Annotated in this window: 10 protein-coding genes; all 10 read left to right on the forward strand. The window is 61.7% G+C overall.

Going from position 1 to position 11,961, the window contains the following annotated elements; genetic code table 11:
• Window positions 1-832 precede the first annotated feature (832 nt).
• The 10 genes from Q8X48_RS03190 to purH all read left to right on the forward strand — a co-directional run bounded on the left by Q8X48_RS03190 (window position 833) and on the right by purH (window position 11,905).
• Window positions 833-1,876 (forward strand): methyl-accepting chemotaxis protein, encoded by a 1,044-nt coding sequence (locus Q8X48_RS03190; RefSeq protein ID WP_407799902.1) that lies wholly within the window; start codon window positions 833-835, stop codon window positions 1,874-1,876.
• Between the two features lie 168 nt (window positions 1,877-2,044).
• Entirely contained in the window at window positions 2,045-3,796 is a 1,752-nt protein-coding gene (locus Q8X48_RS03195; RefSeq protein ID WP_407799614.1) for a protein-disulfide reductase DsbD, read from the forward strand.
• 132 nt (window positions 3,797-3,928) lie between these two features.
• Complete coding sequence (aroQ, locus tag Q8X48_RS03200) at window positions 3,929-4,384, forward strand: type II 3-dehydroquinate dehydratase (protein ID WP_007971361.1); 456 nt, start codon at window positions 3,929-3,931, stop codon at window positions 4,382-4,384.
• Window positions 4,385-4,408: 24 nt separating this feature from the next.
• Window positions 4,409-4,873, forward strand: coding sequence for an acetyl-CoA carboxylase biotin carboxyl carrier protein (gene accB, locus Q8X48_RS03205; RefSeq protein ID WP_126049025.1), 465 nt, complete (start codon window positions 4,409-4,411; stop codon window positions 4,871-4,873).
• Window positions 4,874-4,890: 17 nt separating this feature from the next.
• Window positions 4,891-6,249 carry an acetyl-CoA carboxylase biotin carboxylase subunit gene (gene accC, locus Q8X48_RS03210; RefSeq protein ID WP_095964765.1) on the forward strand — a complete coding sequence of 453 codons (1,359 nt, stop codon included), beginning with the start codon at window positions 4,891-4,893 and terminating at the stop codon, window positions 6,247-6,249.
• A gap of 291 nt (window positions 6,250-6,540) precedes the next feature.
• Window positions 6,541-7,419 carry a 50S ribosomal protein L11 methyltransferase gene (prmA, locus tag Q8X48_RS03215; protein WP_126049021.1) on the forward strand — a complete coding sequence of 293 codons (879 nt, stop codon included), beginning with the start codon at window positions 6,541-6,543 and terminating at the stop codon, window positions 7,417-7,419.
• Window positions 7,420-7,449: 30 nt separating this feature from the next.
• The gene (locus Q8X48_RS03220) at window positions 7,450-8,703 is read left to right on the forward strand and encodes a DUF3426 domain-containing protein (RefSeq protein ID WP_407799615.1); all 1,254 of its coding nucleotides are present in this window, start codon (window positions 7,450-7,452) and stop codon (window positions 8,701-8,703) included.
• Between the two features lie 184 nt (window positions 8,704-8,887).
• Window positions 8,888-9,898, forward strand: coding sequence for a tRNA dihydrouridine synthase DusB (gene dusB, locus Q8X48_RS03225; RefSeq protein ID WP_007971370.1), 1,011 nt, complete (start codon window positions 8,888-8,890; stop codon window positions 9,896-9,898).
• Window positions 9,895-10,215: a DNA-binding transcriptional regulator Fis gene (gene fis / locus Q8X48_RS03230; protein WP_015093301.1), complete on the forward strand. Its 321-nt coding sequence runs from the start codon at window positions 9,895-9,897 to the stop codon at window positions 10,213-10,215. Before dusB ends, fis begins: the two co-directional genes overlap by 4 nt.
• An 82-nt stretch (window positions 10,216-10,297) precedes the next feature.
• Window positions 10,298-11,905: a bifunctional phosphoribosylaminoimidazolecarboxamide formyltransferase/IMP cyclohydrolase gene (gene purH, locus Q8X48_RS03235; RefSeq protein WP_407799616.1), complete on the forward strand. Its 1,608-nt coding sequence runs from the start codon at window positions 10,298-10,300 to the stop codon at window positions 11,903-11,905.
• Window positions 11,906-11,961: the final 56 nt, after the last annotated feature.

Consider the following 11,961-nt stretch of genomic DNA (forward strand, 5'->3'; position numbering starts at 1 on the left):
GCTGTGGTGGTCGCAAAAAGCCCTTGAGCGTCCGTATCTATTAATGGAGCGCTACCTGGGCCTGTCGCAGCAGTTTCAGAATGAAGTCGCCCGCAGCGTCGAGGATTACCTTGGCAGCGGCGATGCCCTGCGCCTGAGCAGTGCCGCCCAAGGCATCGACAGCCTGCAAAAACAACTCGGCGAATTGCCACCCGCCCTGGCCGAGACCTTGCGCCCGAGCCTGTCGACCCTTGAAGAGTTCAGCAAAACCGACCTGCTGGCAGCCGGCAAACTGGCCGGCGATCCGCAGGCCCTGCTGCTGCAGGCCGAACGGGAGCTGGGTGCCAGTCTCGATCAGCTCAGCCATTACGCCAGTGGCAATGCCGCCTATCTGACGCCGCTGCTCATCGCATCGCAGCACCTGGGCAAGTTGTCCCTGGCGCGGGACAAACTGGTCAGTAGCGGCCGCAGCGAACTGGCCGCCGACGTCGAACGCGAAGTGACCAACATCCGCACCCAGGCAGAAAAACTCGATGCCCTGCCCTTGCTGGGGGTGACCTCCAGCAGCGAATCGAACACCGATGATTTCGCCGCGATGATGGGCCTTGAGAACCAGGAAAAAACCGTCGCCGAAGATGCCGGCGTCGGCCTAAAGCGTGAACTCAACAGCCTGCTTGCCCGCTACCCGGCCGAGCTCGCACGTACCCGCGATCAAATCGGCAAACGCGCTGACCTCAGTACCGCGACTCACCTGAAAATCGCCGACGTGCAACAGGCCATCGCCGGACTGGAACCGGTGGTACGCGCCCAGCACGGGCAGATCCAGGGTGAAGTACGGCTGATGCAAGGCGTGATGATCGGCTTGATTCTGTTGATCGCGCTGCTGATCGACACCTTGCAACGCAAACTGGCCCGGACCCTGACCAACCTCGCCCCGGCCCTGTCGACCTGGGCCGAAGGTGACTTCAGCCGCGACATTCAACTGGGCAACACCAACCGCGAACTGCATGACATTGAAGCCTCGCTCAACCGCCTGCGCGCTTATCTGGTGGACCTGGTAGGGACCATCCGCCTCAATGCAGAGCAAGTGGCCGGCAGCAGCCGCACCCTGGCGGACCTGAGCAATGATTTGCATGACGGAGCAGAACATCAGGCCGGCGACACGGCGCTGATCCGCGACTCTCTGAGCGAACTGGAAGCGACCATTCAGCAAGTCGCCGGTGACGCCAGCCAGGCCGCCGACGCCAGCCGCCACGCCGGCCTGGCCGTGGAGCACGGACAGAAAGTCATCGGACTGAGCCTTACCGGCCTGCATGCGCTGGTGAATGAAGTGCAAGGCAATGCGCAAATGATCGAACACCTGGCCGAGGAGTCGGCCACCATCGGCGGCGTGTTGACGGTGATCCGCTCGATCGCCGACCAGACCAACCTGCTGGCCTTGAACGCTGCCATCGAGGCGGCCCGGGCCGGGGAAATGGGCCGCGGCTTTGCCGTAGTGGCGGAAGAGGTGCGCTCACTGGCGCAACGTACCGCCGGGGCCACGGCAGAAATCCAGACGCTGATCGCCGGGCTGCAAACCGCCGCACGGCAGTCGGTAGAGGGCATGCGTGCCCAGGTCGAACACGCCGAAGCCACGGCCAGCCAGGCCCAGGCCGCCGATGGCGCGCTGGATAAAATCGTCGGGGCGATCCAGACCATTTCCGACACGGCGGTGCGCATCGCCGATGTCACCGCCCAGCAAAGCGGCGCGGTCAGCGAGATTCGTGATCACAGCGAGCGGATTCATCAGTTGGGTGGGGATAACTTGCTGCGCATTGGCGAAGGCCGTGAGCAAGGGGAGAACCTGCTGGTGCTGGGTGGGCGATTGCACACCGCCGTTCAAGCCTTCCGCGTCTGACCGACCGCCTTCGCGAGCAAGCCCGCACATTTGATTCGTGTACGACGCAAATCCCCTGTGGGAGCGGGCTTGCTCGCGAAGACGCCAGATCAATCACCACAGATTCCCAGCCTGCACACCACGCCGCTGTCCGCTATCATCCCCCCTATTCCGATACGCGAGATTGTCATGCGCCGTTTGCTCTGCCTGCTGCTTTTAGTATTCGCCCTGCCGGCCAGCGCCACCGGCTTGCTGGAAAATCGTCCAAGCTCGACCCTGGGCTCGATTAACAACAGCGCCGACTTCCTGCCCGTGCGCGAAGCTTTCCAGTTGAGCCTGGTAGAAAGCACGCCGCAATCGATCAAGCTGCGCTTCGTCGCCACTGAAGGCTATTACCTCTACCGTCACCGCTTCCAGTTTCGCGCCGATCCGGCCGAAGTCGTGCTCGGCGCGGCGAAACTGCCCGATGGCCAGAAAAAGCACGACGAGTACTTCGGCGACGTCGAGGTGTACCACGGCATTCTCGACGTCGAACTACCGCGCACCGATCAGCGGGCCTTCACCCTGGCCGTGACGTATCAGGGTTGCGCCGACAAAGGCCTGTGCTATCCGCCGGAGACCGAGCGCCTGAGCATCGACGGCAGCGGCGGCGCGACGACGACGACGGCATCTCAATGGAGCTGGCGCGAACTGGCATTGTTTTTCCTCGCGGGCCTGGGCCTGACGTTCACACCCTGCGTGCTGCCCATGCTGCCGATCCTGTCCGGGGTGGTGCTGCGCGGCCAGGTCGGCGGCTGGCGTGGTTTCAATCTGTCACTGGCCTACGTGCTGCCGATGGCCGCGTGCTTTGCCCTGCTCGGCGCGCTGATGGGCCTGTTCGGTGCCCAGCTCAATCTGCAGGCGCGGCTGCAATCGGCCTGGGTGCTAGTGCCTTTTGCGATGTTTTTTGCGCTGTTCGCGCTGGCGATGTTCGGCGTCTTCGAACTTAAGCTGCCGCAGGCCATCAGCAGTCGCCTGGACCGCATCGCCGGTCGCACCGAAGGCGGGTCACTGTGGGGCGCCGCGGTGTTGGGCGTGGTCTCCAGCTTGCTGGTTTCACCCTGTGTTTCGGCACCACTGGCCGGCGCGTTGCTGTACATCAGCGCCAGTGGCGATGCGTTGGGCGGCAGCCTGAAACTGTTCATGCTCGGCCTCGGCATGGGGGCACCGCTGTTGCTGGTGGCCACCGGTGGCGCAGCCTGGTTGCCAAAAAGCGGTCCTTGGCTGGTCTACGTGAAAAACGCGATTGGCGTGCTATTGCTCGGGTTGGCCGTCGGCCTGCTCAGTCGCGTCCTGCCGGGCCAGGTCACCTTGCTGCTGATCGGTTTGCTGGCCGGCGGTGTCGGCCTGTTCATGGGGGCGCTGGAGTTCGTCTATAAACCACCACGCAAACGCCTCGGACAGTTGCTCGGCATGTTCCTGGTGTTTTACGCGCTGGCCTGCTGGTACGGCGCGTTCAGCGGCCAGACCGACCCGTTCAACCCGATAGGCCAGCCTCGCATCGTCGACAACCGCGGCCAGGAGCAAACCACCAGCGCCTGGCAAACCGTCAGCACGCCGGCCGATCTGGACCGCGCACTCACCGACGCACGCTCCTCCGGCACACCGCTGCTGCTCGACTGGTATGCCGACTGGTGCATCAGTTGCAAAGTCATCGAGCGTGAGGTGCTGGACGACCCTGTCGTCATCGAACGTCTCAAGGGTTACCGGCTGATCCGCTTCGACATCACCGCCAGCAACGCCGAGCAACGCGCCTTGCTCGACCGCTACCAGTTGTTCGGCCCCCCGGCCCTGATGTTTTTCGGCAAGGACGGCGTCGAACGCGCCGATGTGCGGGTGATCGGCGAGATCAACGCCAGGGACTTCGCCGAACGTGTTACCAGGGCGAATGACCGCATTTAATCAAGCAGTCATATATTTCGCGCAAACATCGGTCATCGTGCTGCCTATTGCAGAGAACTGGACAGTCACAAAGGCTTTGCGGCATAGTCGCCGGGTTCTGACAATTGCTCACAGAAAATAAAGGAACAGCCGATGGCGACCCTACTGGTTCTGCACGGACCCAACCTGAACTTGCTCGGCACTCGTGAACCGGGCACCTACGGAGCCACGACGCTGGCGCAGATCAACCAGGACCTGGAACGCCGTGCCCGCGAAGCCGGTCACCATTTGCTGCACCTGCAAAGCAATGCCGAGTACGAATTGATCGACCGTATTCACGCTGCCCGCAGCGAAGGCGTGGACTTCATTTTGATCAACCCGGCAGCTTTTACACATACAAGTGTCGCATTACGTGACGCGCTGCTGGCGGTGAGCATCCCATTCATCGAAGTGCATTTGTCTAACGTGCACAAACGCGAACCTTTCCGCCATCACTCTTACTTCTCCGACGTAGCGGTGGGAGTGATCTGCGGCCTTGGCGCCAGCGGTTATCGACTGGCCCTGGAGGCCGCCCTGGAACAGCTTGAACAACAAGTTAACCGCCCCTGACCGACCCTTGGGAGTTGATGATTCATGGATATCCGTAAAGTTAAGAAACTGATCGAATTGCTGGAAGAGTCCGGCATCGACGAGCTTGAGATCAAGGAAGGCGAAGAGTCCGTACGCATCAGCCGTCATAGCAAGACCCCGGCTCAACAGTACTACGCACCGGCTCCAATGCATGCTCCGGTTGCTGCGCCTGTCGCTGCCGCCGCTCCGGCTGCCGCTGCCGCACCTGCTGCTGCCGCCGCACCAGCGCTGAACGGCACCGTTGCCCGTTCGCCGATGGTCGGTACGTTCTACCGCAAGTCTTCGCCAACCTCGCCGTCCTTCGTTGAAGTCGGCCAGACCGTGAAGAAAGGCGACACCCTGTGCATCGTTGAAGCCATGAAGATGATGAACCACATCGAAGCTGAAACCAGCGGTGTGATCGAATCCATCCTCGTCGAAGACGGCCAGCCGGTTGAGTACGACCAACCGCTGTTCACCATCGTTTGAACCGCGGAGAGCCTTTGATGACTGCGAAGTTGGAAAAAGTTCTGATCGCCAACCGCGGTGAGATCGCCCTGCGGATCCTGCGCGCCTGCAAAGAGATGGGCATCAAAACCGTCGCCGTTTACTCCAAGGCTGACAAGGAACTGATGCACCTGGGCCTGGCAGACGAATCCGTCTGCATCGGTCCGGCATCGGCGGCCCACTCCTACCTGCACATTCCGGCAATCATTGCCGCAGCCGAAGTGACTGGCGCCACCGCCATTCACCCGGGCTACGGCTTCCTTGCGGAAAACGCCGACTTCGCCGAACAGGTCGAGAAGTCCGGCTTCGCGTTCATTGGCCCGAAAGCCGAAACCATTCGCCTGATGGGCGACAAGGTATCGGCCAAGCACGCCATGATCGCAGCTGGCGTACCGACCGTTCCGGGTTCTGACGGCCCGCTGCCGGAAGACGAAGAAACCGCTCTGCGCATTGGTCGCGAAGTGGGTTACCCGGTGATCATCAAGGCCGCTGGCGGCGGCGGTGGTCGCGGCATGCGCGTTGTGCACAAGGAAGAAGACCTGATTTCCTCGGCGAAACTGACCCGCTCCGAAGCAGGCGCGGCGTTCGGCAACCCGATGGTCTATCTGGAAAAATTCCTGACCAACCCACGCCACGTGGAAGTCCAGGTTCTTTCCGATGGCCAGGGCCAGGCTATCCATCTGGGCGACCGCGATTGCTCGCTGCAACGTCGTCACCAGAAGGTTCTTGAAGAAGCGCCGGCACCGGGCATTGACGAGAACGCACGTCAGGAAGTCCTCGCACGCTGCGTCAAGGCGTGCATCGACATCGGCTACCGTGGCGCAGGCACTTTCGAGTTCCTGTACGAAAACGGTCGTTTCTACTTCATCGAGATGAACACTCGTGTCCAGGTAGAGCACCCGGTTTCGGAAATGGTCACCGGCATCGACATCGTCAAGGAGATGCTCAGCATCGCCGCCGGCAACAAGCTGTCGTTCACCCAGGATGACGTGGTCATCCGCGGTCACGCGCTGGAATGCCGGATCAACGCCGAAGACCCGAAAACCTTCATGCCGAGCCCTGGCACGGTCAAGCATTTCCACGCTCCAGGCGGCAACGGCGTTCGCGTCGACTCGCACCTGTACAGTGGTTATGCCGTTCCGCCGAACTACGATTCGTTGATCGGCAAGCTGATCACCTACGGCGCAACCCGTGACGAAGCCATGGCGCGCATGCGCAATGCGCTGGACGAGATCGTGGTTGACGGGATCAAGACCAACATCCCGCTGCACCGCGACCTGACCCGCGATGAAGGCTTCTGCAAAGGGGGCGTGAACATTCACTACCTCGAGCACAAGCTGGCTGGCGAGAAGCACTAAGCTTTAGCTGGCACATGACAAGGCCGCCTCCGGGCGGCTTTGTTGTATCTAAAGGTTTCGCATTTCCCCTGTGGGAGCGAGCTTGCTCGCGATGAGGCAGGTACATCCAGCATCGGCGTTGACTGATACACCGCTATCGCGAGCAAGCTCGCTCCCACAGAGTTCCGGGTTAACCGGGAGTCGCGACAGCCCCAGGTCAACCCACTCCCACAAAAGCCCCGCGCTCGCGTAAACTTGCGCGCTTCTCGCAGCCCGCTAGGCTGCAATCAACATTTTTCAAAGGTGCCCGCCATGCCTTGGCTGCAAGTACGTCTCGCCATCAGCCCAGAACAAGCCGAAACCTATGAAGACGCTTTCCTTGAAGTGGGCGCCGTGTCGGTGACCTTCATGGACGCCGAAGACCAGCCGATCTTCGAGCCGGAACTCAATACCACGCCGCTGTGGTCGCACACGCACCTGCTGGCCCTGTTCGAAGGTGGCACCGAGCCCGGCCCGGTACTGGCCCACCTGGAGCTGCTGACCGGCAGCCCGCTGCCTGAACACCACAGCGAAGTCATCGAAGACCAGGATTGGGAACGCAGCTGGATGGACGGATTCCAGCCAATGCGTTTCGGCCAGCGCCTGTGGATCGTGCCGAGCTGGCACGCCGCGCCGGAACCTGACGCAGTGAACCTGTTGCTTGATCCAGGCCTGGCGTTCGGTACCGGCACCCACCCGACCACCGCACTGTGCCTGGAATGGCTCGACGGTCAGGACCTGAAAGACTGCAACGTGCTGGACTTCGGCTGCGGTTCGGGGATTCTGGCGATCGCCGCGCTGTTACTGGGCGCCAGGAAAGCCGTGGGCACCGACATCGACGTGCAGGCACTGGAAGCCTCCCGCGACAACGCCGGGCGCAACAACATCGCCGAACACCTGTTCCCGCTGTACCTGCCGCAGGACCTGCCGCAGGTGCAGGCCGACGTGCTGGTGGCCAACATTCTCGCCGGCCCGCTGGTTTCCCTGGCGCCGCAGCTGTCCGGCCTGGTCAAGTCGGGCGGTCGCCTGGCGCTGTCGGGCATCCTCGCCGAACAGGGTGACGAAGTCGCTGCCGCCTACGCCAAGGACTTCGATCTGGATCCGATCGCCAATCGCGATGGCTGGGTGCGCATCACTGGCCGTCGGCGCTAGAATGTCCGCCTGCATAATCCGGAATGCCGCATGACCGATAGCTTCGTCACTCAATGCCCGCATTGCCAAACCAGCTTCCGCGTCAGCCATGCCCAATTGAGCGTGGCTCGCGGCGTGGTTCGCTGCGGCTCCTGCCTGCAGGTGTTCAATGCCGCCAGACAATTGCTTGAGCAGGCCGGCAAGGAACCACCGGTAGCGGCGCCGCTACCGCCTGTGCAGCCTGCCGAACCGCTCGAGCCATCGGCACCGCGCGCCATCAGCCAAAAGCAATGGAGCGCGACTGAACTGGACCTGGACAGTCTCGACCTCGACGAAGAACTCGCCCGGCTCGAACAGCGGGAAATCCAGCCGGCCACCGAGCTCGGCCGCCATCGCGGCGACTCGCTGAGCGCCCGTCGCGACAGCACCGGGCAGGATGACGAGGAGCCCTGGTCCGACAGCCTGTTCAGTGAGTCGGCGGCCGATCGCGCGCAAGTCGACGAACCGTTAGACCACCCTGAATTGCCAGAGCCGACGGTTGAACCGGGCAAAGTCTCGCGCACCGAACCTTCGCTGTCCCTGGAACCGGTCGATCTCGACGACGAACTGCAGCCACCCCAGTTGCGCTTGCATGACCCACTCGATGCGCCACTGCACCACGAACGCCTGTCGGCCGCCGACGAGAACGAAATCGACGACAACCTGCCCTCGATCGAACCGTTGCGCAAGCGACGCGAACGCAGCGAGACAGGCCCACGTGCCGAAGTGCTGCAAGACCTGACCGACGACCCGCTGCAACTGGACTGGCAAAAACGCCGCTCACCCTGGGGCCGACGGCTGTTGTGGTTGCTGCTGGTGCTGATTGCCGCTGGCGCGCTCGCCGGCCAGTACATCGCCTACCATTTCGACGAACTGGCGAGACAGGATCAATATCGCCCGTGGTTCCAGCAACTGTGCCCGCAAATCGGCTGCACGGTGCCCTCCAAAGTCGACATTGCAAAAATCAAAAGCAGCAACCTGGTGGTGCGCAGCCATCCTGAATTCAATGGCGCGCTGGTGGTCGATGCGATCATCTATAACCGCGCAACCTTTTCCCAGCCCTTCCCGCTGCTGGAACTGCGCTTCGCCGACCTCAATGGCCACCTGATCGCCAGTCGCCGCTTCAAACCCGGCGAGTACCTCAATGGCGATCTCGAAGGCATGGCGGAAATGCCTCCGCAGACGCCGATCCACATCGCCCTGGACATTCTCGACCCCGGCGCCAAGGCCGTGAACTACAGTCTGAGCTTCCACTCTCCGGAGTGAAACGCTTCATCGCTCCCCGATTGAAGTCGGCTTTCTGACTCCCCCTGGCCAACCAAACCACGGGTAATAACAGAATAACTGTTCAGATTTTGTTCAATTCAGCCTTTATCCAGTCATCGAGAGCGGGTATCATGCCCACCCTTTTTCGAACTCTCATGATCCGGCCCCACAACAGGGAAGTCCTATGTCGGCGGTACGCATCGGCCCATATACATTGCATAACAGCTTGATTCTCGCCCCCATGGCGGGTGTCACCGACCAGCCCTTTCGTCAGCTGTGCAAGCGCTTGGGCGCGGGACTGGTCGTCTCGGAAATGGTCACCAGCGACATGAGCTTGTGGAACACCCGCAAATCGCGCATGCGCATGATCCACACAGGTGATCCCGAGCCACGCTCGGTACAGATCGCTGGTGGGGACGCGCAGATGCTGGCGGACGCTGCACGTGCCAATGTTGAAATGGGCGCACAGATTATTGATATCAACATGGGCTGCCCGGCCAAGAAAGTCTGCAACAAAGCTGCCGGTTCTGCACTGCTGAAGGATGAAACCCTGGTAACCGAGATCCTGCAGGCCGTCGTGGCTGCGGTCGATGTGCCGGTTACCCTGAAGATCCGGACCGGCTGGGACCGGGACAACAAGAACGGCCTGACGGTGGCGAAGATCGCCGAGCAGGCAGGCATTACGGCGCTGGCAGTGCATGGCCGCACCCGTGCCGACCTGTACACCGGTGAAGCCGAGTACGACACCATTGCCGCAATCAAGCAGGCGGTGTCGATTCCGGTCTTCGCCAACGGCGATATCGATTCACCGGAAAAAGCCCGGTACGTGCTCGACGCGACCGGTGCCGATGGTTTGTTGATTGGCCGGGCTGCCCAGGGGCGGCCATGGATTTTTCGCGAGATCGACCACTTCCTGCGTACCGGCGAGAAACTCCCGGCGCTGGAACTGATCGAGGTGGAACGCATCCTGCTAGAGCATCTGGCTGCCCTGCACGCCTTCTATGGCGATGTCATGGGTGTACGCATTGCTCGAAAGCATGTGGGCTGGTATCTCGCAACCCTGCCGGGCGCCAGGGAGTTTCGCGCCCACTTCAATCGTTTGGATGGTACGGATACACAATGCGCCAACGTTCGGGCGTTTTTCGCCGAGCGTTACAAGAGCCTGACAGGGGACGGAGAGTGGGTGGCCGCATGACGATGATGACCGAGACTTTAGTGAGTGGAACAACACCCGTGAGCGACAACGTGAATTTGAAACAGCACCTCAATACACCGAGCGAAGAGGGCCAGACCCTTCGCGGGAGTGTCGAGAAGGCGCTGCACAATTATTTCGCCCACCTTGAGGGCGCTGCCGTCACTGATGTGTACAACCTGGTGCTCTCCGAAGTCGAGGCTCCCCTGCTCGAATGCGTGATGAACTACGTCAAGGGCAACCAGACCAAGGCCAGCGAGATGCTCGGACTGAACCGGGGCACGCTGCGCAAGAAACTCAAGCAGTACGATTTGCTGTAAGCATTCAATCAAACCAGAAAGGCGCCCGCGTAAAACCGGTCGCCTTTTTTGCTGACTTCCTTTGCTTTTGATGGAAATTGAGATGACCGACCAGACTACCCGCCTGCCGATCCGCCGCGCCTTGATCAGCGTTTCCGACAAGACCGGGATCCTCGAATTCGCCAAGGAGCTTGAAGCCCTGGGCGTCGAGATCCTCTCCACCGGCGGGACGTTCAAGCTGCTGCAGGACAACGGCGTTGCCGCAGTGGAAGTCGCGGATTACACCGGTTTCGCCGAAATGATGGACGGCCGGGTGAAAACCCTGCACCCGAAAATCCACGGCGGGATCCTCGGTCGTCGCGGTATCGACGACGCGATCATGAACGAACACGGCATCAAGCCGATCGACCTGGTCGCAGTCAACCTGTACCCGTTCGAAGCCACCATCAACAAGCCAGGCTGCGACCTGCCGACCGCCATCGAGAACATCGACATCGGCGGCCCGACCATGGTTCGTTCGGCCGCGAAAAACCATAAAGACGTAGCGATCGTGGTCAATGCCAGCGATTACGCCAGCGTCCTTGAAAACCTCAAGGCCGGCGGCCTGACCTACGCTCAGCGCTTCGACCTGATGCTCAAGGCGTTCGAACACACCGCCGCCTACGACGGCATGATCGCCAACTACATGGGCACCGTGAACCAGGCGGCCGACACCCTGAGCACAGAAGGCCGCAGCGAATTCCCGCGCACCTTCAACAGCCAGTTCATCAAGGCCCAGGAAATGCGCTACGGCGAGAACCCGCACCAGAGCGCGGCGTTCTACGTGGAAGCCAAGCCTGCCGAAGTCGGCATCGCCACCGCGACCCAGCTGCAAGGCAAGGAACTGTCGTACAACAACGTGGCCGACACCGACGCCGCGCTGGAATGCGTGAAGAGCTTCGTCAAGCCGGCTTGCGTGATCGTCAAGCACGCCAACCCGTGCGGCGTGGCTGTCAGCCCTGACGCCGAAGGCGGCATCCGCAAGGCCTACGACCTGGCCTACGCCACCGACACCGAATCCGCTTTCGGCGGCATCATCGCCTTCAACCGCGAACTGGACGCCGAGACCGCCAAGGCCATCGTCGAACGCCAGTTCGTCGAAGTGATCATTGCCCCGAGCGTCAGCGAAGAAGCCCGCGCCATTGTCGCCGCCAAAGCCAACGTACGCCTGCTGGCCTGTGGCGAGTGGTCGACTGACCGCGCCGCTGCCTGGGACTACAAACGCGTCAACGGCGGCCTGCTGGTGCAGAGCCGCGACATCGGCATGATCGGCGCCGACGACCTGAAAGTGGTGACCAAGCGCGCACCGACCGAACAGGAAATCAACGACCTGATCTTCGCCTGGAAAGTCGCCAAGTACGTGAAGTCCAACGCCATCGTCTACGCCAAGAATCGCCAGACCATCGGTGTCGGCGCCGGCCAGATGAGCCGCGTGAACTCGGCGCGCATTGCTGCCATCAAGGCAGAACATGCCGGCTTGCAGGTAGCCGGTTCGGTGATGGCTTCCGACGCATTCTTCCCGTTCCGCGACGGTCTGGACAATGCGGCCAAGGCGGGCGTGACTGCCGTGATCCAGCCAGGCGGCTCGATGCGTGATGCTGAAGTGATTGCAGCGGCCGACGAAGCCGGCATCGCGATGGTATTCACCGGCATGCGCCACTTCCGTCACTAATACGGCAACGGTCGCACTGACGCCGGCATCTGCTGCGTTGGAGCCCACCTCGATGA

Source organism: Pseudomonas sp. QLc11A (assembly GCF_052112305.1).
Classification (GTDB): domain Bacteria; phylum Pseudomonadota; class Gammaproteobacteria; order Pseudomonadales; family Pseudomonadaceae; genus Aquipseudomonas; species Aquipseudomonas laurylsulfatiphila.